This is a genomic window from Roseibium sp. MMSF_3544 (assembly GCF_030732845.1).
Taxonomy (GTDB): Bacteria; Pseudomonadota; Alphaproteobacteria; order Rhizobiales; family Stappiaceae; genus Roseibium.
Map to the genome: position 1 here is coordinate 36529 of NZ_JASHKA010000031.1, position 20169 is coordinate 56697.

Sequence of the window (20169 nt, forward strand, 5' to 3'; positions counted from 1 at the left end):
TTCGAGTGTGGGACCCAGACCTGAACCGGGAGGAGAAACTAAGGTGTTTCAAGACCGTTATTCGTTGGCATTCAAGCTGTATCCCTACAAACGCTCGGCCGACCAGGACGCCGACACTCCGGTCCGGCACCCGGTCGTCGTCATGGGCGGCGGACCGATCGGCGTCGCAACAGCGCTTGACCTCGGTCTGCAAGGCATTCCGGTGGTGGTGCTGGACGATCACGAAGGGATCGGCATGGGCTCACGTGCCATCTGTTTTTCCAAACGCTGCCTGGAAGTTGCCGACCGATACGGTTGTGGCGAACCGATGCTCGAAAAGGGCGTCGTCTGGAACCTGGGAAAGGTCTTCCATGAAGATCGCAAGGTCTTCGAATTCAATCTGCTGCCGGAGGAAGGGCACAAGTATCCTGCCTTCATCAATCTGCAGCAGCCCTATTTCGAAAAATTCATCGTCGACCGTGTTCGTGAAGCCCAGGCTGACGGTGCTCCTATTGAACTGCGCGGCAAGAACCGGGTGGATTCAATTGACGTCAGGGACGACCACGTTGTCTTGAGGGTCATGACACCGGATGGCGCCTACACGCTGGAAGCTGACTGGCTGATTGGCTGTGACGGGGCGAATTCACCGCTCCGAAGCATGCTCGGGCTCGATTTCACCGGACGCGTCTTCAAGGACAGTTTCCTTATTGCCGACATTCGCATGAAGGCGGAATTTCCAACCGAACGCTGGTTCTGGTTCGAGCCGTCACACGGCTCCGGCGCCTCGACGCTTCTCCACAAACAGCCCGACGATACCTGGCGGATCGATTTCCAGATCGGCTGGGACGTCGACAGGGCCGAGGAGATCAAGGAAGAGAATATCCGTCGCCGCCTCGACGCGATGCTCGGACCGGACATCGAATATGAAATGGTGTGGTCCTCTATCTACACCTTCCAATGCAAGCGGATGGACAGGTTCCGGCACGGCCGGGTGATCTTTGCGGGCGATGCCGCGCACCAGGTCAGCCCGTTCGGCGCGCGCGGTGCGAATTCCGGCATGCAGGACGTTGACAATCTCGGCTGGAAACTCAGTCTCGTCATCACCGGCAAGGCACCCGAGAGCCTGCTCGACAGCTATGACGAGGAGCGGATCCACGGCGCTGACGAAAACATTCTGAACTCGACCCGCTCGACCGACTTCATCACGCCGAAATCAGCCATCAGCCATATCTTCCGCAATGCCGTGCTTGACCTGGCCGAGCACTATGAGTTTGCACGACCGCTGGTCAATTCAGGACGGCTCAGCTTGCCCTGTACCTATGACGGGCTGAGCCTCAACGGTCCGGACGCCTTGCCAGGCGGACCATCCCGGACACGCGTTGGCAGCCCATGTCCGGACGCTCCCGTGGGCGACGGTTTCCTGCTGCCCCGGCTCGGCAATGACTTCCAGATTCTGACAATTGGAGCGGAAGCGCCTGAAATGCTGGAAGAGGACGGGGTTACGGCGCGCCGGTTTGCGATCTCAGCCAGCGATGATCCAACCGGTGTTCTCGCGGAGCGTTACCTCGGCGACGCATCCGCTGCCGTCTACCTGATTCGGCCCGACCAGCACGTTGCCGCCCGCTGGCCGGCGTTTGACGAAACCGCCATGCGAACGGCTTTGCGCAAAGCCTGCGGAAAGGACTAGGCCATGTCTACACTCAATCTGAAACCCAATATCGAAGATCCCGACGGTTTTTACGCCGATCTGATTGGTGCGCACGAGGGCCTGAGTGACGCCGAGAGCGCTGCGCTCAACGCCAGGCTGGTCCTGCTTTTTGCCAACCACATCGGCGATCGCGACATCCTGAGAAAAGCGATCAAAGCCGCTTCCAATCCGGGAAAGGAGACCTGAGACCATGAAAATCGAGAAGATCCACCACGTCGCCTACCGCTGCAAGGACGCAAAAGAAACCGTCGAGTGGTACGGCAAGATGCTGAACATGGACTTCATCCTGGCCATTGCCGAGGATCATGTTCCCTCAACCCACGAACCCGACCCCTATATGCACCTCTTCTTGGATGCGGGCGACGGCAATGTGCTTGCGTTTTTCGAACTGCCCACCAAGCCGGAAATGGGCCGCGACGAAAACACGCCCGTTTGGGTACAGCACATCGCCTTCAAGGTGAAGGACCGCGACGAACTGCTCAAGTTCAAGGATCACCTGGAAGCAAACGGCGTCGATGTTCTCGGCGTTACCGACCACTCCATCTTCCATTCGATCTACTTTTTCGACCCGAACGGACATCGCGTCGAGCTCGCCTGCCCCGATCCGGAAGAAGACGCCATGCTTTCGCGCCTCAACGAGGTGAAATGGGAAATGCTGGAAGAGTGGTCCCGCACCAAGCGGGCGCCGAAACACGCCGACTGGCTGCATGCCAAGGAACTGAGTGACGTTTGACCATCACCAGTCCCACCTGACACAAGGGTCCGGACCCTAGGGTGCGGACTCATAAATGAAGCCGATTTGGCGGCAGAAATGGCGAAATCTCGCGAGGAAACGTGTGAAGAGCGGGCTTGTTGCCCGGTCAAGCACGGTGACGCTGCGAGGTGAAGCCATGTTGCCGTCCTTCGGATTTGTCCGTTTTGGCCATTTGCTGCGTCGGGAAAGGCTTGAAAATGAACCACATTTCCTGCGCTTTCCCTCCTTTCATCTGGTCAAAACGATCCAAACCAAATCGACTTCATTTATGGGTCCGTACCCTAGAGCTTCTGGAAATCGTCCAGAATGTCCAGAAGCTCCTGAAGCCGGTCCTTGCCGATGACATCTTCGATCCTGGCGGCAATCGACTGGGCTTCCGCGAGATTGTCGTGGATGATTGCCCGTCCGGCTTCGGTAATCGCAACGGTTTGCTTGCGCCGGTCTTTTTCGTCGGCCTGCCGGGTAACGAGACCCTTTTCCAGCAGGGTCTGCACAATTCGTGTCTGGCTTGGTAGCAGTAGACAAGCTCGATCGGCCAGTGACGATGCGTCCTGCGGCCCGAATTCCTCCAGAACACGCAAGATCCGCCACTGCTGTTCGGTAATCCCGGTTTCGGCGAGCATCTCGCGGATCGGGGCCATGACCTTTTCGCGCGCCCGGATGAGCGCAATCGGAATTGAGCGTCTTGTCGATGGCAGCGCCCGGCCGCCCACAGGTTCCTTGTCGTCGATCATTCTGGGCTCATAGCGAATTTGCAGCGCATTGGACACAAAAAGATTGACAATTTCGATCCAATATATTTAACATAGCAAATATTGCGTTGTTAAGGAAATCCAATGCCACACATCTCCCTTGAATATTCCGCCAATCTGGACGGGCGGGTCAACATTCAGGATCTGTGTGACCACCTGCGCGCCGAAGCTGCCGCAATCGATGCTCTTCCAATGCCCGGCATTCGCGTCCGCGCGCTCAGGGCCGAGCATTTCAGCATCGCAGACGGTGACCCGAAACACGCTTTCATCGACATCTCCGTGCGCATGCGCGCCGGACGTCCGATGGACGTAAAAAAAGACGCCGCAGAACGTCTGTTCAACGCCGCAAAGGCGTTCCTGGAACCGGTCCTTTCAACGAGTTCGCTCGCGCTGTCCCTTGAGATACGTGACATCGATCCGGACCTTGCGCCCAAAACGGGCACCATTCGCGACCATTTGGGAACTGACTGAACCATGTCCGATCTTCAGGAAAACATCCAAAAGCTTGACGGTTACCTGGCCCGCTTCAAGGCTGCCGGTATCTTGAACCAGATCGACGGCGAAGCGCTCACTGCCCTGTCCGGCGAGGTTTTTGAAACCAGGTCCCCGGTCGACGAAAGCCTGATCTGCAGCGTTGCCAAAGGGGGCGCGGCGGACATCGACGCGGCGGCCAGGGCCGCCAAAAAAGCATTCCCGGCCTGGCGCGACATGGGAGCCGTGGAACGCAAGAAAATCCTCCACAGGATCGCAGACAAGATCGTCGAGCGCGCGGAAGAAATTGCCCTTTGTGAATGCTGGGACACAGGCCAGGCTTTGCGCTTCATGTCAAAAGCCGCACTGCGCGGCGCTGAAAACTTCCGTTTCTTTGCCGACAAAGCGCCCGGCGCACGAGACGGTCAATCCCTGCCATCGCCGACACTCATGAACGTAACGACACGTGTCCCCATCGGTCCGGTCGGCGTGATCACGCCCTGGAACACACCGTTCATGTTGTCGACCTGGAAAATCGCGCCTGCGCTGGCGGCCGGATGTACTGTCGTGCACAAGCCGGCGGAGTTTTCTCCCCTGACCGCGCGCATCCTCATGGAAATCGCTGAAGACGCCGGTCTGCCGAAAGGCGTCTGGAACCTTGTGAACGGTTTCGGTGAGGACGCCGGCAAGGCACTGACGGAACACCCGGACATCAAGGCGATTGCCTTTGTCGGCGAGAGCCGGACTGGGTCCATGATCATGAAGCAAGGCGCGGATACATTGAAACGGGTGCACTTCGAACTCGGCGGCAAGAACCCGGTCATCGTCTTCGAGGATGCGGATCTGGACCGTGCGCTCGATGCCGCAATCTTCATGATCTATTCGCTCAACGGCGAGCGGTGCACGTCCTCCTCGCGTCTGCTGGTGCAGGACAGCGTTGCCGATGCGTTCGAGGCCAGGCTGATCGAACGGGTGAACAACATCAGGGTCGGCCATCCGCTTGATCCGAAGACAGAGGTCGGCCCGCTCATTCACAGCACCCACTTTGAGAAGGTCACGACCTATTTCGATGTCGCCAGGCAAAACGGGGCGACAGTTGCTGCCGGTGGCAGCAGGGTCGGCGATACCGGCTTCTTCGTCCGCCCGACCCTGTTCACGCATGCAGACAACCGCATGAACATTGCCCAGGAAGAAATTTTCGGGCCTGTGCTGACCAGCATCCGCTTCAAGACGGAAGACGAAGCACTCAGCATTGCAAATGACGTCCAGTACGGCCTCACCGGTTATGTCTGGACCAATGACCTGACGCGGGCGCTCCGGTTCACCAACAACCTGGAAGCAGGCATGATCTGGGTTAACTCGGAGAATGTCCGCCACCTGCCGACACCCTTCGGAGGTGTCAAGGCGAGTGGCATCGGACGTGATGGCGGTGACTGGTCTTTCGAATTCTACATGGAACAGAAAAATGTCGCCTTCGCCACGGGTCAGCATGCGATCCCGCGCCTCGGTGCGCAGTGAGCCAGGCCGACGGCTTCCGGGAGGAAAAAATGGGTGAGATCGTACTCGCGGCAAAGGTCACGCACGTGCCGACCATGCTGATGTCCGAGCAGGAAGGCCCGGTCAAGGGAAAGCGCCAGCCCGCGATCAACGGGCATTACGAAATCGCGCGCCGGGCAAAGGAACTCGGTGCCACCACCGTTGTTGTCTGTGATACCCACTGGGTGATCAATGCCGGGTTTCACATCAACGCCAACAGCCGGTTCGAGGGCCTCTTCACCTCGAACGAATTTCCGCATTTCATTCAGAACCTGCCCTACAGCTACCGGGGCAATCCGGAACTGGGCGACGCCATTGCCAAGGCCGCCATGGACAAGGGCACACACACGCTTGCCCACCATCTCGACAGCCTGGAACTGGAATACGGCACACTCGTTCCCATGCGCTTCATGAGCCGCGAACACGAGATGAAAGTGGTCTCGGTCGCTGCCTGGTGCACCGTTCACGATCACCAGGAAAGCCGGCGTATCGGTGAAGCGATCCGGGAGGCGGTCGATGCCAGCGATGAGAAGGTGCTGCTGGTCGCATCCGGGTCCCTGTCACACAAGATATGGGCGAACAAGGACTACGCTGCCAACAACGGCACTTTTACAATTTCCTCCGAGTTCAATCGCCAGGTTGACCTGCATGTTCTGGATATGTGGCAACGGGGCGATCATGCCGCCTTCCTGAAAATGCTGCCGGACTATGCAGAACACTGCTGCGGCGAGGGGTCCATGCATGATACGGCGATGCTCTACGGCGCGCTTGGCTGGGATACCTACGACAGCGAATGCGAAGTCGTGACGGAGTATTTCCCGAGTTCCGGCACCGGCCAGACCAACGTCATCTTCCCGGTTCAATAAGACCAGCAGGTAAAATACGATGCCGATCCCCGCTCCCAATCTTTACCCGCCCTTCAACATCGTCCGCCTCAGCCATGTGGAACTGGCGGTCACGGATCTTGCCAAAAGCCGGGCGTTCTACGTCGACACGCTCGGGCTGCAGGTCACCGACGAGAACTCAGACGCGATCTATCTGCGCGCAATGGAAGAACGCGGCCATCACTGCGTCGTGCTGCGAAAGTCCGACGAGGCGTGCGCCCGCGATCTCGGTTTCAAGATCTTTGACGAAGACAGCCTCGACAAGGCGGCGCATTTCTTCAAAAGCAAGGGCCTGCCGGTCGAATGGGTGGAGCGGCCGTTTCAGTCGCGCACATTCCGGACCCGGGACCCCCATGGCATCCCGCTGGAATTCTATTGCCGGATGGACCGCCTGCCCCCGATCCACCAGAAATACGCGCTCTACCGCGGTGTGAAGCCACTCCGCATCGATCACTTCAACTGCTTCTCGCCGAATGTGGACGAGTCCGTCGCGTTCTATAACGAACTCGGCTTCCGGGTGACCGAATACACCGAGGACGAGGAAACCGGCCGTCTCTGGGCGGCATGGACGCATCGCAAGGGCGGCGTGCACGACATCGCCTTTACCAACGGCAAGGGACCGCGTCTCCATCACACGGCCTTTTGGGTGCCGACACCCCTGAACATCATCGACCTGCTCGACCTCATGTCGACTACGGGCTGGGTATCCAACATCGAGCGCGGACCCGGCCGGCACGGGATCTCCAACGCGTTCTTCCTCTATATCCGCGACCCGGACGGTCACCGGACCGAAATCTACTGCTCCGACTACCAAACGGTGGACCCGGACCTCGAACCGATCAAATGGGACCTCAAGGATCCGCAGCGCCAGACCCTTTGGGGGGCGCCTGCCCCGAAAAGCTGGTTCGAGGAAGGATCGCTTTTCGAAGGCACCGAAATCCAGGCGTCCAGTCTTGCAGCACAGCCGATTGTGGCACCCTGAAATTGGCTCATAATCGCCCATGACCGGGTCGTTCATTTCTAAGGAATAGTCCATGGACTGGGACGAGTTCGCCCACTGGGGCAAGCACATCGCCGACTGGGCAGCGGATTATCACAAAACCCTGTCCGAGCGGCCCGTCCGCGCCCAGACGGCACCTGGCGAGATCGCTGCGCAACTCCCCGGTTCGCCGCCCGAATCCGCAGATGAGATGGGGACGGTTCTTTCCGACTTCGAGCGCATCGTCATGCCCGGCATCACCCACTGGCAGCACCCGCGTTTCTTCGCCTATTTCCCTGCCAATGCAGCACCGCCTTCGATGCTGGCGGAAATGCTGGTCACGGTGATCGCCGCGCAGTGCATGCTCTGGCAGACGTCGCCAGCAGCAACTGAAATGGAAACGGTCATGGTCGACTGGCTGCGCCAGGCCATGGGCTTGCCGCAAAGCTACAGCGGCGTCATTCAGGACAGTGCCTCTTCGGCAACGCTCTCGGCCGTTCTGACCATGCGCGAAAGGGCAACAGGTTTTACAGGCAACAGGGAGGGGCTCTCGGGCAAGGGCAATCTTCGGATCTATTCATCGGATCAGGTGCACAGTTCCATCGACCGCGCCTGCTGGGTCGCCGGGATCGGACAGGAAAACCTCGTCAAGCTCCCGGCGACTGGTCCGAGATACGCACTGGACACCAATGCCTTGCAGCAGGCGATTGCCGCCGATCGCGCCGCCGGTCACACACCGGCTGGCGTCATTGCCATCACGGGTGGGACAGGCGTCGGAGCGTCCGACGCACTCGCGCCGGTTCTTCAGGTCATTCGCGCGCACGATCTTTACAGCCATCTCGACGCGGCCTGGGCCGGTGCTGCGATGATCTGCCCCGAGTTTCGCGCCGACTTCTGGGACGGTGTTGACGGATTCGACAGCATCGTTTTCAACCCGCACAAATGGCTCGGTGCCCAGTTCGACTGTTCCGTCCAGTTTCTGGCCGATCCCGCGCCGCAACTGAACACGCTGAAGATCGAACCCGAATACCTGAAGACATCTGGCGATGCGGTGACCAACTACTCGGAATGGACCATTCCGCTCGGCCGCCGGTTCCGCGCTTTGAAGATCTGGTTCATGATCCGTGCCTACGGGCTCGAAGGCCTGAGAGACCGCATCCGCAACCATGTCGCCTGGTCACGGGATATCTGCGAGGAAATTCGTGCGATGGAGGGCTTCGAGATTGTCACCGAACCGATCCTCAGCCTGTTTTCCTTCCGCTGTCCGGGAGATGACGATGCCCAGCAACGTTTGGTGGACGCGCTCAACAGCGACGGGCGCATCTATCTCACGCAGGGCGCTTTTCAGGGACGCAAGATCATCCGATTTCAGGTCGGGCAGTTCAACACGACGCGTGAGGAAGTGATGATGGCCGCAGATGTCATCCGAGATGTCTGGAGGAAAATCGCATGAGGTTCGCAACCTATACCGCCGGCGGCAAATCCTACTATGGCGCGGTGACCGAGAAAGGCATGATCGCACTGTCTCCCGAGTTTCCGCAGTGGCCGACGCTTTACAGCGCCATGGCCGCCCAAGGATTGGAAACCTTGGCAGAAGCTGCGAACGGCAAATCCGTAACCCACTCTGACTTTGTCTACGAAATGGTGCTGCCGGATGCACCGCGCATTCTTTGCGTCGGCGTGAACTTTCCCGACAGGAATGCCGAATACAAGGACGGCAGCGCACTGCCGAAATACATGTCTCTGTTCCCGCGCTTTGCTAGTGGCTTTACCGGGCATGACCGTCCGCTGATCCGGCCACCCGAGAACCACACACTGGATTACGAAGGCGAAGTTGCAATTGTTATCGGAAGGGAGGGCAGACGGATCAAGGCAGAAAACGCCTATGACCATATCGCTGCGCTGACGCTTTGCAACGAAGGGACGATCCGCGACTGGGTCCGGCACGCCAAGTTCAATGTTACCCAAGGCAAGAACTGGGACCGGTCCGGAGCCATGGGGCCCTGGCTGGTGCCGTTCAGGAATGCCGCACAACTCGATGAGGCCCGGATCATCACCCGGGTGAACGGAGAGGTTCGACAGGACGATTATCTCAAACGCATGTTGTTTCCGGTTCGCGAGGAAATCGCCTACATATCAACGTTCATGACGCTTCAGCCCGGCGATGTGATCGTCACCGGAACCCCGACCGGCGCCGGGGCGCGTTTCGACCCGCCCCGCTATCTGAAGCCCGGCGACGTGGTCGAGATCGAAGTGGACGGCATCGGCCTTCTGCGCAACGGCGTGGAGGACGAAGCATGACACCGGACGATCACGCACGTGCAGCCCGGGACCTGCTTGAGGCGGAACGGACCGGTGAGCAGATCGGACTGTTGTCCTTGCGCCATCCCGAGATGGGCATGGATGATGCCTACGCCATCCAAAACGCCATCTATGCACAAAAGCTGGATGAGGGGCGCAAAGTCATCGGCTGGAAGATCGGACTGACCTCCAAGGCGATGCAGTCAGCGCTCAACATAGACATTCCCGACAGTGGCATCCTGTTTGACGACATGGCCTTTCTGAACGGTTCTAAGGTGCCGGCGGGCCGCTTTATCCAGCCACGCATCGAGGCCGAAATCGCCTTCGTCATGCAGTCTTCGCTCGGCGGCGAAGACGTGTCGCGCGAAGATGTGCTTGCGGCAACCGGACATGTCGCGCCCGCACTTGAGATCCTGGACACCCGCATTCGCCGGAAAGACGCGGTGACCGGCCAGACCCGCACCGTCCATGACACGATCAGCGACAATGCGGCAAACGCCGGTATCGTTCTGGGAAACAGGCGCCACCTTCCTGATCACTTCGACCTCAGGTGGGTCGGGGCGATGGTGTTCTGCAACGGTGAGATCGAGGAAACCGGGCTGGGAGCAGGTGTTCTGAACGACCCGGTTGAAAGCGTTGCCTGGCTTGCCCGGCGCATGGCCGGCTACGGGCAGCGGATCGAACCGGGTCATATCGTTCTGTCCGGCAGCTTCATCCGGCCCATCGAATGCCCTCCGGGTACGGAAATCCATGCCGATTTCGGGTCGTTCGGAGCGGTCGATATCAATTTCGCCTAGGGAGACAGCGATGCCCGCCCCTCACAACGCCTTCAAGGCAGCCCTGAAAAGCGGAAACCCGCAAATGGGATGCTGGCTGGGCCTGGCAGATCCTTACATTGCCGAAATCAGTGCGCATGCGGGTTTCGACTGGCTCCTGATCGACGGCGAGCACGCTCCAAACGACCTGCGTTCGATCATCGCGCAGTTGCAGGTGATCGCGGCGTCGGACAGCCATCCGGTTGTCAGGCCCGTTGTCGGTGAAACCTGGATGATCAAGCAGCTCCTGGATGCCGGGGCACAGACCTTGCTGGTTCCGATGGTCGAAAGCGCTGAGCAGGCACGAGAGCTCGTCGCTGCCGTCACCTATCCGCCCGATGGTGTCCGAGGCGTGGGTTCTGCCCTCGCACGTGCTTCCGGATTTGCCGGCATTCCAGACTATCTGACGACGGCCCGGAACGAAATCTGCCTGCTGGTACAGGTCGAAAACCTGAAAGGCCTTGCGGCACTGGACGACATTCTGACAGTCGACGGCCTCGACGGCGTTTTCATTGGACCGTCGGACCTTGCCGCCGATATGGGCCATATCGGCAATCCGGGGCACCCTGACGTGGCAAAGGCCGTGATCAATGCCATGGGCACGATCGTCGCTTCCGGCAAGGCCGGTGGAATTCTCACGCTGGATACAGCTCTTCAGCGAACCTGCCTGGACCTTGGCGCAACATTTGTTGCAACGGCCATCGATGTCACCTTGTTCGCGAATGCCATCCGCAAAAGTGCGACAGACGCGAAAGCCCTGCAAACCTCCTAGGACTCAAGCACTCGGTTGGCTGCACGCCAGGAAGCAAGTGCTTCGTTTGAAGAGACCAATCGCGCATCCAGGCGGTCCAAAGACGCCCCCCAATTGAAAAAATACCGCTGGAGCTGTTGCCAAGCGCGTAAAAAGGGACAAATAATGTAACCAATCAAAATTGGTTCCATGAAAAGATCCCACATGACAGAAGACCGTCCAACCCGACGAAACTCCAGTCTTGCCTTGGAACGCCTGCGTATTCTTGTCGACCAGCTCGCTCTGGACGGCGTTCGACAGCTTCCTACGGAACGGGACCTTTCTGAGCAAATTGGTGTCGGTCGTCGCGCAGTTCGCCGGGCGCTGGAGGTTCTTGAAACCGAAGGGTTCATCTGGCGGCGGCAAGGGGCGGGCACGTTCATCGGGTCGAAGCCGAGCGACGGCGAGCCGCAGCTCAACAAACTGCCCGAGATGAGCAACATGCTCGAGGTCATGGAAGTCCGCCTGCGTCTGGAACCGGCGCTGGCACAACTGGCCGCCATTCGGGCAACGCCGCAGGACATCATCCAGATGCGTCATGTCGCGGACAAGGTCGGCGAGGCGGACGACATGGACGGACGCGAACTTTGGGACGGTGCCCTGCACCGTGCAATCGCCAAGGCTGCCGGCAATACGCTGTTTCTTGCGCTTTTCGATGTTGTTGACCGCATGCGCCAGAATGATAGCTGGCGCCATGTGCGCGAAGCCTTGCGCACCCGTGAAACGGTCACGCAATACAAGGCGCAGCACTCCGACATCGTCGATGCGATCGAGCGCCATGACCCTGTTTCCGCTGAACGGTTGATGCGTCAGCATCTGCTGTCTCTGCAGGAACGGCTCCTTTTCCAGTCGCCGGAAAGCGCCGACAATGGGTGAGCGGCCGGAAAACCAGGCGAACCACCCGGACGACCCGCCGCTGCTAACGGTCGAAAACCTCTCAATCCGCTTCCGCAACGCCGCTGCCAATACAGTGGATGGCATATCCTTCAACGTCGACCGCGGTGAAACGCTCTGCATCGTGGGTGAGAGCGGCTGCGGCAAATCCATCTCCGCGCTCGCGCTTATGGGCCTTCTGCCCATGCCCCCTGCGGAGATTGCTTCCGGGCGTATGGTCTTCGATCGGCGGGATCTGCTCACCCTTTCTCCCAAGGCTCGTGCAGATCTGCGCGGCGACCGCATGGCGATGATCTTTCAGGAGCCGATGACATCGCTCAATCCCGCCTTCCGCATTGGCGATCAGATCGCCGAAGGCGTGTTGCGTCACAGGTCGATAAGTCAGGCGGACGCTCGCCGCAGGGCCGTGGAAATGCTGGACAGGGTGAAGATCCCCGCTGCAGCCGAGCGGCTGGACGACTACCCGCACCAGCTTTCAGGTGGCATGCGCCAGCGGGTGATGATCGCCATGGCCCTTGCCAATGACCCGGACCTTCTGATTGCCGATGAACCCACAACCGCGCTCGACGTGACCATTCAGGCGCAGATCCTCGAACTCATGCGGACCCTTCAGGAGGAAACGGGAACCGCGCTCATCATGATCACGCATGATTTGGGTGTCGTGGCCGAAATCGCCGATCAGGTGGCGGTGATGTATGCCGGCAAGATCGTCGAACAAGGTCCGGTTGACGCCATCTTCGACGATCCGCAGCACCCCTACACCATCGGCCTGATGAGTTCCCTGCCCTCGCTTGGAGAGCGCCAGAGCCGGCTGACGACAATCTCCGGCATGGTCCCGACGATTGAAACCATGCCGTCCGGCTGCCGGTTCGCGCCGCGCTGCCCGTTTGTGCACGAGACCTGCATCGCACGGGCTCCCGAATTGACGTCCTTGTCGCGGAACCATCTGGCGGCCTGTCATTTCGCGCCGCTCGAAGCACACGTGGTGGAAGCGGTATGAAACACTTCTCGCAAGACACCATCCTGGAAACCCGCGGTCTTGGCCGCACCTTCACGCGCGGCGGCGGACTTTTCCAGAAAAAGACCGTTGTCCGCGCCGTCGATGGCGTCGACCTGACGGTCAGGCGCGGCGAAACCCTGGCGATTGTGGGCGAAAGCGGCTGCGGGAAATCCACACTTGCAAGAACTCTCGTGCGGCTTCTGGAACCAACCAGCGGTCAGGTTCTTTATGAAGGTTCCGACATCGCGCATCTGGCTACACGCAGCATGCGGGAGTTGCGCAAGGACCTGCAGTTTGTCTTCCAGGATCCGTTTTCGTCCCTCAATCCAAGGATGACCGTCGGCGCAATCGTTGAAGAACCTTTGACCATTCACACGCAGGACGGCAAACCAGCGCGGCAAGAAAAGGTTGCCCGTCTGCTGCAACGGGTGGGCCTTCGACCGAGCATGGCGGACAGGTACCCGCACGAATTTTCAGGCGGCCAGAGACAGCGCATCGGCATCGCACGCGCCCTTGCAAGCGAACCCAAGGTGATCGTCGCCGACGAACCGGTCTCCGCGCTTGACGTTTCCGTCCAGGCACAGGTGATCAACCTGCTTGAGGATCTGAAAAGCGAGTTCAGCCTCACGCTTGTTCTGATCGCCCACGATCTTGCCGTCATCCGTCATATGAGTGACCGGGTCGCTGTCATGTATCTCGGGGAAATCGTCGAGATCGGAGATACGGAAACCGTCTACAGCGCTCCGCGGCATCCCTATACCCAGGCGCTGATGCGCGCGATCCCGGTGCCGGCTCCGGGCCGGCGTTCGATGCAGGCTGAGCTTCCCGGGGATATTCCCTCGCCGCTCAACCCGCCGTCCGGATGCCGGTTCCACACCCGCTGCCACCATGCGGACGCGAATTGCGGGGCCGAGCGTCCCGCCCTTGAACCCACGGACGGACAGCGCGAGGTCGCCTGCCACCACTGGCAAAAGATCGCCGCGAGCCTGACCCCGCAAAAACAAGAGCCGCCCCGAAGTGCGGCCGCTGCGAAACGCTTTTCCCTTTACCGGGAGTGGAGCCGAAAAAACAAGTCGAAAGGCCCATCCTCCGCCCCCGGTGTCACAACCACCCAGAGGAAAGACAATAATGCGTAACTCTCTCCTAGCTGCACTTCTTCTCAGTGTTTCTTCGCTTATCGCACCTGCGATGGCCGCTGACCTTCGGATCGGCCTGCAGGAAGATCCGGACGTTCTGGATCCCGATCAGTCGCGGACCTTCGTTGGCCGGATCGTCTATGCGTCCCTGTGCGACAAGCTTGTCGACATCACGCCGGATCTTGAGATCATTCCGCAGCTCGCCACGGGCTGGTCATGGTCGAATGACGGTCTGACCCTCACGATGGACCTGCGCGACGATGCTACCTTTCATGACGGCACACCGTTTGATGCGGAAGCGGTGAAAGCCAACATCGACCGCTCTCAGAACCTGCCGGAAAGCAGACGCAAGAGTGAAGTTAAGAACATTGAGTCCGTTGAAGTCACTGGTCCGCATCAGGTTCAGTTCAAACTCAAAGGCCCTGACGCGACCCTGCTGGCGCAATTCGCCGACCGCTCCGGCATGATGCTGTCACCGACTGCCGCGGCTGCTGCCGGTGTTGATCTCGGCGCGAAGCCGATCTGCTCCGGACCGTTCAAATTTGTTGAAAGGGTTGCGCAGGACAGGATTGTTCTGGAAAAATTCAGCGACTACTGGAATGCGGACAGCATCAATTTCGACAAGGTTACCTTCCTTCCCATTCCGGATACGACTGTCCGCCTGGCGAACCTGCGCTCCGGCGATCTCGACATGCTGGAGCGTCTGGCAGCCACTGATGCAGCCTCCGTGAAAGAAGACGGTTCTCTCCAGTACGAGGAAGCCGTGAGCCTTGGCTATCAAGGTATCACAATCAATGTTGGCAACGGTGATCGCGCCAACAATCCGATCGGCCAGGATGCCAAGATTCGCGAAGCCTTCAGCCTGTCGCTGGACCGCGATGCAATCAACCAGGTCGTCTTTGAAGGCGCTTTTGCGCCCGGCAACCAGCCCTACCCGCCGACCAGCCCCTGGTACGACAAGGACCACCCGGTTCCGGCCAGGGACGTTGACAAGGCGAAGGCACTCTTGAAGGAGGCCGGGTACGACAGCCTCGATGTGGAAGTGCAGGTCGCCAACAACCCTGTGCAGACGCAACTGATGCAGGTGGTTCAGTCAATGGCGGCCGAAGCCGGCTTCAACGTCAAACTGAAGTCGATGGAGTTTGCCAGCCTTCTTTCCGATCAGTCGGCCGGCAACTATCAGGCCAGCCAGATCGGATGGTCGGGACGCGTTGACCCGGATGGCAACATCCACCAGTTCGTGACCTGCGAAGGCGGCATCAACGACAGCAAGTACTGCAACCCGGAAATCGATGCCCTGCTCGATGCGGCACGCACATCAACGGATCTGGAAATCAGAAAAGAGAAATATGATGCGGCCCGCGACATCCTGAACGCGGATATGCCTCTGATCTATCTTTATCACGTCACCTGGATCTGGGCTCTTTCGGACAAGCTCGAGGGCTTCACACCTTATCCAGACGGCATGATCCGTCTGGAGAACGTGAAGTTCAAGTAAGTCCAAAAAAGCTTCGGAACCCGGCCTCACTGCCGGGTTCCGGCCACCGGCGGAACCCCAAATGCTGTCTTTCATTGCAAGACGTCTCGCGATTGCCATACCGACCATTTTTCTGGTCTCGGTGTTCGTCTTCTTCCTGCAGAAACTGTTGCCCGGAGATCCGGCGCTGGTTCTGGCAGGCGAAGAGCGCGACCCGGAAACACTGGCGTTCATTCGGGAAAAGTATCACCTCAACGAACCTATCCTGACGCAGTATTTTTACTGGGTCAGCGGCATGTTGCAGGGAGACTTCGGCATATCTCTGCGGACCAACCAGCCCGTTCTGGAACTCATCGGCGAAAAGCTGCCCGTCACAATTCAGCTCGCCGTCATGGCAATGATCATCGCGATGATCATCGGCATACCGGCTGGAATTCTGTCCGCAGTCAGGAAAGGCACTGCCGTCGACTATACGGCAAACATCATTGCGCTGTCCGGCCTGTCGATACCGAATTTCTGGCTGGGCATCATGCTGATCATGCTGGTTTCGGTCCATCTCGGCTGGCTGCCGGCTTCAGGCTACGAATCTCCATTCGTCGATCCCGTCCGCTCCCTTGAAACAATGATCATGCCTGCCTTCGTGCTTGGAACCGCTCTTGCAGCCACCTTGATGCGCCACACCCGTTCGGCAATGCTTGGTGTTCTGAAGACGGATTATGTCCGGACCGCGCGGGCCAAAGGCTTGCAGGAAAAAGTGGTCGTGCTGAAACATGCGTTCCGCAACGCCCTGTTGCCGATCGTCACCTTGAGCGCTCTCCTCTTCGGGGAACTCCTCGCCGGGGCTGTCCTCACCGAGCAGATCTTCACCATTCCCGGGTTCGGCAAACTGATTGTCGATGCGGTTTTCACGCGCGATTATGCAGTCGTGCAGGGCGTGGTGATGTGCACCGCGGTCGGCTTCATTCTCATGAATCTCGTCGCCGATGTCCTCTATTTCCTCCTCAATCCACGCATGAGGACCGCGCTGTGACCGCTGCCGCCGACCTTCCCGCTGCCGTTTCCGACGAGCAGCCGCGCTCCGGAAACCGGGCCTGGAAAAAACTCAAGGCAAACAAAAGTGCCTTTGTCGGGTTTTTGCTGGTCGTGTTTTTCGTCTCCATCGCCGCTCTGGCACCGCTTTTGCCCATTTCCGACCCGACCGCGACCGACTGGGGCGCCATTCGAAAGGGTCCGTCCGCCGCCCACTGGCTGGGGACGGACGAACTCGGACGGGACATTCTTTCCAGAATGATCTGGGGCGCGCAGGCGTCGCTGCTCGCCGGTGTGGTGTCTGTGCTGATCGCCGTATCGGTCGGCGTCCCGTTCGGGCTGATAGCCGGATACTTCGGAGGCTGGATCGACCAGATCATTTCGCGGGCGACCGACGCGCTCCTGGCCACGCCCTTCCTTATTCTGGCAATCGCCCTCGCCGCCTTTCTCGGGCCAAGCCTCACCAACGCGATGATCGCGATCGGCCTGTCGGCGATGCCGATCTTTATCCGGCTGACCCGAGGCGAGGTTCTGGCCGTCAAGACGGAAGACTATGTCGAAGGCGCGCATGCCATTGGTCTGTCCACGCCGGTTCTGCTGGCGCGGTACATCCTGCCGAATGTGTTTGCTCCGATTCTCGTTCAGGCGACCCTGACCATCGCAACAGCCATTATCGCTGAAGCGAGCCTTTCGTTCCTCGGCCTCGGCCAGCAGCCCCCGGCACCGAGCTGGGGATCGATGCTCAACGTCGCCAAGAATTTCATGACCCAGGCTCCCTGGATGGCGATGTGGCCAGGCATCGCGATCTTTCTGGTCGTCCTTGGCTTCAATCTACTCGGCGACGGGCTGCGCGATGCACTCGATCCCCGGGAAACATAAAAACACTCAGGAAACGCTCAAACCCGGATCCCCAAATGACAGTCTTTACAACGAGACCCGAGATCAAAGGCACCTTCGGTGTCGTCACGTCGACACACTGGATTGCCACGGCCGTGGGAATGCGCACGCTGGAACTCGGCGGCAATGCCTTCGACGCCGCCGTCGCAACCGGGCTGGTGCTGCAAGTGGTCGAGCCGCATCTCAACGGCCCCGGCGGCGATCTGCCCGTCCTCTTCCACAACGCAAGCCAGAACGAAACCAAGGTTTTGTGCGCGCAAGGTCCGGCCCCGGCAGCCGCCACGATCGATCACTACAGATCCGAGAACCTGGACCTCATCCCCGGCAATGGCCTTCTTGCGACCGTCATTCCCGGTGCCTTCGACGGCTGGATGCTGCTCCTGCGGGACCACGGCAGTCTGCCGCTCCGAACCGTGCTGGAACCGGCCATTCACTACGCCAGCCACGGGCACCCGCTCCTGCCAAGAGTGAGCATGACGATTGCCGGGCTTAAGGACTTCTTTGAAACCGAATGGCCGACGTCCCATCAGACATGGGTCCCGGGAGGCAATGTCCCGGCTCCGGAGTCGAATTTCCGCAACCCGGTTCTCGCCGAAACCTGGTCAAGGCTCCTGAAAGAGGCCGAGGCAGCAACCGGCCGCGAAAACCAGATCGACGCGGCCCGCGACTGCTTCTATCGCGGCTTCATCGCCGAAGCCATCGGCCAATACCTGGAAACTGCAGAGGTCATGGACGCGTCAGGAGCAAAGCACAAGGCCGTTCTGACCGCAGACGACCTTTCCGGTTTTGCCGCAACCTATGAAGACCCGCTGAGCGCACTTTATGACGGCTGGACTGTTCTGAAGACCGGTCCCTGGGGACAGGGTCCTGTCCTATTGCAGTCGCTGTCGCTGTTGCGCGGTTTTGACATCGACTCGCTCGATCCGACCGGTCCGGAATTCGTCCACCTCGTGACCGAAGCCATGAAACTCGCCTATGCGGATCGGGAGGCGTATTACGGCGATCCTGATTTCTGCGATGTTCCGCTGAATACGCTTTTGTCCGAAACCTACAATGCTGCACGGCGCTCGCAGATCACCGGACGCGCGGCCACAGATCTGCTTCCTGGCCTTATTCCCGGCTTTGAAAACCAGGTTGAACGCACCATGGAAGTCATCAGGCGTACCGGGATTTCCGAAACCGGCGTCTATGAACCGACGATGGCGCATTTGTCGGAAAAACGCGGCGACACCGTCCACATTGATGTCATCGACCGTTGGGGCAACATCGTGTCCGCGACCCCGTCGGGCGGCTGGCTGCAGTCTTCTCCGGTTGTTCCGGGTCTCGGGTTCGCGCTGAACTCGCGTGCACAAATGTACTGGCTTGAAGACGGCCTGCCGGGATCCCTCGCGCCCGGAAAACGCCCGCGCACGACTCTCACGCCGAGCATCGCGTTTCATGAGGACGGTACCGCCCTTTCCTTCGGCACACCCGGAGGCGATCAGCAGGACCAGTGGCAGCTCGTTCTTTTCCTGAGACTGGCCCATCACGAACGCAATCTTCAGGCCGCACTCGACATGCCGCTCTTTCACACCACGCATTTCCCGGCTTCCTTCCATCCACGGCAACGGCAGCCGGGCCACATCATGGCCGAGGAGAGTTTTGGCACCGACACGTTGTCGAGCCTCAGGACCCGGGGACACTCGGTCGAAGTGGCGGATGAATGGACAATTGGCAGGCTGACCGTTGCCGCACGCGACCAGCAAGGCTTGCTGCGGGCCGGTGCAACGCCGCGCCTGATGCAGGCATATGCGGCAGGCAGATAGAAAGAGGACGCCAGATGACATTTTCAATTGTCGCCCGGGACAAGGTCAATGGGCATTTCGGTATTGCCGTGGCAAGCCGGTTTTTTGCCGCCGGAGCCGTCGTGCCACACCTGGCGGGACAAGTCGGTGCTATCGCGACACAGGCGCTCGTCAGTCCCCTATATGGAACCGAGGGTTTGACCCTCCTCCGTTCCGGCGTTTCGGCGCAAAGTGTGCTGGATACCGTGGTTGACCGAGACGACGGCCGTCATTCGCGCCAGATCCATCTGATTGATGCAGACGGCCGCACCGCAGCCTTTACGGGCGAAAAATGCATCGACTGGTGCGGCCACCTGATTGAAGACAATGTCACCGTCGCCGGGAACATGCTGGCAGGGCCGCAGGTTATCGATGCTGCCATGGAAAGCTATCTGGCAAACACGGGCCAGACACTTCCAGAACGGCTCTTGACTGCGATGGACGCGGCAGAGGCTGCTGGGGGCGACAAGCGCGGGCGCCAATCAGCTGCCCTCAGGATCGTTCACGAGGAGGACTATCCTTGGCTCGATATACGATCCGACGACCATGCCGCTCCACTGGAAGAACTCCGCCGGCTCTATGCGGTCGCTCAGGAACGCTATTTGCATTTCGCCGAACTGATGCCAACCCGCGACAATATTCATGGTCTTCTGGACCGTACTGAAATCGACCTGAAAATCGCTCAACTGGAAGCCGAGAGAAAGAAATCCGGGCTTACCAGCGCGTCATTTGCAACGCCCGCGTCTTGAGCATCAAAAGCCAAGCCTCACGAATAGCTGAAGCTTGTCAATTTTGAAAAACGGACATCGAACCGCCATTCCTCACCCCCAAACGCAAAAAACCCGGCTTGGTTGCCGGGTTGTTTTGTTGGTTGCGGGAGCAGGATTTGAACCGTTCGGGCTACAATCGATTCACTGGATCGATTGCTTGACGCCCTCACCCTT

20 protein-coding genes are annotated in these 20169 nt (G+C 59.4%); 19 read left to right on the plus strand and 1 reads right to left on the minus strand.

Annotated elements, in window-relative coordinates; genetic code table 11:
* The first annotated feature begins 43 nt into the window (after nucleotides 1-43).
* From RBB47_RS27820 to RBB47_RS27830, 3 genes are read left to right on the plus strand one after another with little or no spacing between them, the layout of a single operon-like run.
* On the plus strand, nucleotides 44-1666 hold the full coding sequence (locus RBB47_RS27820) for an FAD-dependent oxidoreductase (RefSeq protein WP_305989189.1): 1623 nt from the start codon (nucleotides 44-46) through the stop codon (nucleotides 1664-1666).
* Nucleotides 1667-1669: 3 nt separating this feature from the next.
* The gene (locus RBB47_RS27825) at nucleotides 1670-1873 is read left to right on the plus strand and encodes a DUF2783 domain-containing protein (protein ID WP_305989190.1); all 204 of its coding nucleotides are present in this window, start codon (nucleotides 1670-1672) and stop codon (nucleotides 1871-1873) included.
* A 4-nt stretch (nucleotides 1874-1877) separates the two neighbouring features.
* On the plus strand, nucleotides 1878-2420 hold the full coding sequence (locus RBB47_RS27830; RefSeq protein WP_305989191.1) for a VOC family protein: 543 nt from the start codon (nucleotides 1878-1880) through the stop codon (nucleotides 2418-2420).
* 302 nt (nucleotides 2421-2722) lie between these two features.
* Here the strand turns inward: RBB47_RS27830 and hpaR are convergent, their stop codons facing one another.
* Nucleotides 2723-3175 (minus strand): homoprotocatechuate degradation operon regulator HpaR, encoded by a 453-nt coding sequence (hpaR, locus tag RBB47_RS27835; protein WP_305989192.1) that lies wholly within the window; start codon nucleotides 3173-3175, stop codon nucleotides 2723-2725.
* A gap of 102 nt (nucleotides 3176-3277) precedes the next feature.
* Here hpaR and RBB47_RS27840 point away from each other — a divergent pair, with 102 nt between their 5' ends.
* From RBB47_RS27840 to RBB47_RS27915, 16 genes are all read left to right on the plus strand, one after another.
* Nucleotides 3278-3664: a 5-carboxymethyl-2-hydroxymuconate isomerase gene (locus tag RBB47_RS27840; RefSeq protein WP_305989193.1), complete on the plus strand. Its 387-nt coding sequence runs from the start codon at nucleotides 3278-3280 to the stop codon at nucleotides 3662-3664.
* 3 nt (nucleotides 3665-3667) lie between these two features.
* Nucleotides 3668-5182: a 5-carboxymethyl-2-hydroxymuconate semialdehyde dehydrogenase gene (hpaE, locus tag RBB47_RS27845; RefSeq protein ID WP_305989194.1), complete on the plus strand. Its 1515-nt coding sequence runs from the start codon at nucleotides 3668-3670 to the stop codon at nucleotides 5180-5182.
* Between the two features lie 29 nt (nucleotides 5183-5211).
* A complete protein-coding gene (hpaD, locus tag RBB47_RS27850; protein WP_305989195.1) occupies nucleotides 5212-6066 on the plus strand; it encodes a 3,4-dihydroxyphenylacetate 2,3-dioxygenase in 855 nt (284 codons plus the stop codon).
* A 19-nt stretch (nucleotides 6067-6085) separates the two neighbouring features.
* Nucleotides 6086-7066: a 3,4-dihydroxyphenylacetate 2,3-dioxygenase gene (hpaD, locus tag RBB47_RS27855; RefSeq protein WP_305989196.1), complete on the plus strand. Its 981-nt coding sequence runs from the start codon at nucleotides 6086-6088 to the stop codon at nucleotides 7064-7066.
* Between the two features lie 52 nt (nucleotides 7067-7118).
* Nucleotides 7119-8516, plus strand: coding sequence for a pyridoxal-dependent decarboxylase (locus RBB47_RS27860; RefSeq protein WP_305989197.1), 1398 nt, complete (start codon nucleotides 7119-7121; stop codon nucleotides 8514-8516).
* Nucleotides 8513-9364: a fumarylacetoacetate hydrolase family protein gene (locus RBB47_RS27865; protein WP_305989198.1), complete on the plus strand. Its 852-nt coding sequence runs from the start codon at nucleotides 8513-8515 to the stop codon at nucleotides 9362-9364. The genes RBB47_RS27860 and RBB47_RS27865 overlap by 4 nt, the downstream gene beginning before the upstream one ends.
* Complete coding sequence (gene hpaH, locus RBB47_RS27870) at nucleotides 9361-10161, plus strand: 2-oxo-hept-4-ene-1,7-dioate hydratase (RefSeq protein ID WP_305989199.1); 801 nt, start codon at nucleotides 9361-9363, stop codon at nucleotides 10159-10161. The genes RBB47_RS27865 and hpaH overlap by 4 nt, the downstream gene beginning before the upstream one ends.
* A gap of 10 nt (nucleotides 10162-10171) precedes the next feature.
* Entirely contained in the window at nucleotides 10172-10951 is a 780-nt protein-coding gene (gene hpaI / locus RBB47_RS27875; RefSeq protein WP_305989200.1) for a 4-hydroxy-2-oxoheptanedioate aldolase, read from the plus strand.
* A gap of 183 nt (nucleotides 10952-11134) precedes the next feature.
* Nucleotides 11135-11845 (plus strand): FadR/GntR family transcriptional regulator, encoded by a 711-nt coding sequence (locus RBB47_RS27880; RefSeq protein WP_305989201.1) that lies wholly within the window; start codon nucleotides 11135-11137, stop codon nucleotides 11843-11845.
* Nucleotides 11838-12863 carry an ABC transporter ATP-binding protein gene (locus RBB47_RS27885; RefSeq protein ID WP_305989202.1) on the plus strand — a complete coding sequence of 342 codons (1026 nt, stop codon included), beginning with the start codon at nucleotides 11838-11840 and terminating at the stop codon, nucleotides 12861-12863. The genes RBB47_RS27880 and RBB47_RS27885 overlap by 8 nt, the downstream gene beginning before the upstream one ends.
* Nucleotides 12860-13999, plus strand: coding sequence for an ABC transporter ATP-binding protein (locus tag RBB47_RS27890; protein ID WP_305989203.1), 1140 nt, complete (start codon nucleotides 12860-12862; stop codon nucleotides 13997-13999). Before RBB47_RS27885 ends, RBB47_RS27890 begins: the two co-directional genes overlap by 4 nt.
* Nucleotides 13992-15497: an ABC transporter substrate-binding protein gene (locus RBB47_RS27895; protein WP_305989204.1), complete on the plus strand. Its 1506-nt coding sequence runs from the start codon at nucleotides 13992-13994 to the stop codon at nucleotides 15495-15497. Before RBB47_RS27890 ends, RBB47_RS27895 begins: the two co-directional genes overlap by 8 nt.
* A 61-nt stretch (nucleotides 15498-15558) precedes the next feature.
* On the plus strand, nucleotides 15559-16506 hold the full coding sequence (locus RBB47_RS27900; protein WP_305989205.1) for an ABC transporter permease: 948 nt from the start codon (nucleotides 15559-15561) through the stop codon (nucleotides 16504-16506).
* Nucleotides 16503-17384, plus strand: coding sequence for an ABC transporter permease (locus RBB47_RS27905; protein ID WP_305989206.1), 882 nt, complete (start codon nucleotides 16503-16505; stop codon nucleotides 17382-17384). Before RBB47_RS27900 ends, RBB47_RS27905 begins: the two co-directional genes overlap by 4 nt.
* A gap of 35 nt (nucleotides 17385-17419) precedes the next feature.
* Complete coding sequence (locus RBB47_RS27910; RefSeq protein WP_305989207.1) at nucleotides 17420-19207, plus strand: gamma-glutamyltransferase family protein; 1788 nt, start codon at nucleotides 17420-17422, stop codon at nucleotides 19205-19207.
* A gap of 14 nt (nucleotides 19208-19221) precedes the next feature.
* Nucleotides 19222-19974 carry a DUF1028 domain-containing protein gene (locus tag RBB47_RS27915; protein ID WP_305989208.1) on the plus strand — a complete coding sequence of 251 codons (753 nt, stop codon included), beginning with the start codon at nucleotides 19222-19224 and terminating at the stop codon, nucleotides 19972-19974.
* The last annotated feature ends 195 nt before the right edge of the window (nucleotides 19975-20169 follow it).

Coding starts and splice junctions, on each gene's coding strand:
- RBB47_RS27825 (WP_305989190.1), top strand. CDS start 1,670: ATGTCTACACTCAATCTGAAACCCAATATCGAAGATCCCGACGGTTTT.
- RBB47_RS27910 (WP_305989207.1), top strand. CDS start 17,420: ATGACAGTCTTTACAACGAGACCCGAGATCAAAGGCACCTTCGGTGTC.
- hpaD (WP_305989196.1), top strand. CDS start 6,086: ATGCCGATCCCCGCTCCCAATCTTTACCCGCCCTTCAACATCGTCCGC.
- hpaR (WP_305989192.1), bottom strand. CDS start 3,175: ATGATCGACGACAAGGAACCTGTGGGCGGCCGGGCGCTGCCATCGACA.
- RBB47_RS27840 (WP_305989193.1), top strand. CDS start 3,278: ATGCCACACATCTCCCTTGAATATTCCGCCAATCTGGACGGGCGGGTC.
- hpaE (WP_305989194.1), top strand. CDS start 3,668: ATGTCCGATCTTCAGGAAAACATCCAAAAGCTTGACGGTTACCTGGCC.
- hpaI (WP_305989200.1), top strand. CDS start 10,172: ATGCCCGCCCCTCACAACGCCTTCAAGGCAGCCCTGAAAAGCGGAAAC.
- RBB47_RS27900 (WP_305989205.1), top strand. CDS start 15,559: ATGCTGTCTTTCATTGCAAGACGTCTCGCGATTGCCATACCGACCATT.
- hpaH (WP_305989199.1), top strand. CDS start 9,361: ATGACACCGGACGATCACGCACGTGCAGCCCGGGACCTGCTTGAGGCG.
- RBB47_RS27860 (WP_305989197.1), top strand. CDS start 7,119: ATGGACTGGGACGAGTTCGCCCACTGGGGCAAGCACATCGCCGACTGG.
- RBB47_RS27865 (WP_305989198.1), top strand. CDS start 8,513: ATGAGGTTCGCAACCTATACCGCCGGCGGCAAATCCTACTATGGCGCG.
- RBB47_RS27890 (WP_305989203.1), top strand. CDS start 12,860: ATGAAACACTTCTCGCAAGACACCATCCTGGAAACCCGCGGTCTTGGC.
- RBB47_RS27880 (WP_305989201.1), top strand. CDS start 11,135: ATGACAGAAGACCGTCCAACCCGACGAAACTCCAGTCTTGCCTTGGAA.
- hpaD (WP_305989195.1), top strand. CDS start 5,212: ATGGGTGAGATCGTACTCGCGGCAAAGGTCACGCACGTGCCGACCATG.
- RBB47_RS27915 (WP_305989208.1), top strand. CDS start 19,222: ATGACATTTTCAATTGTCGCCCGGGACAAGGTCAATGGGCATTTCGGT.
- RBB47_RS27830 (WP_305989191.1), top strand. CDS start 1,878: ATGAAAATCGAGAAGATCCACCACGTCGCCTACCGCTGCAAGGACGCA.
- RBB47_RS27885 (WP_305989202.1), top strand. CDS start 11,838: ATGGGTGAGCGGCCGGAAAACCAGGCGAACCACCCGGACGACCCGCCG.
- RBB47_RS27895 (WP_305989204.1), top strand. CDS start 13,992: ATGCGTAACTCTCTCCTAGCTGCACTTCTTCTCAGTGTTTCTTCGCTT.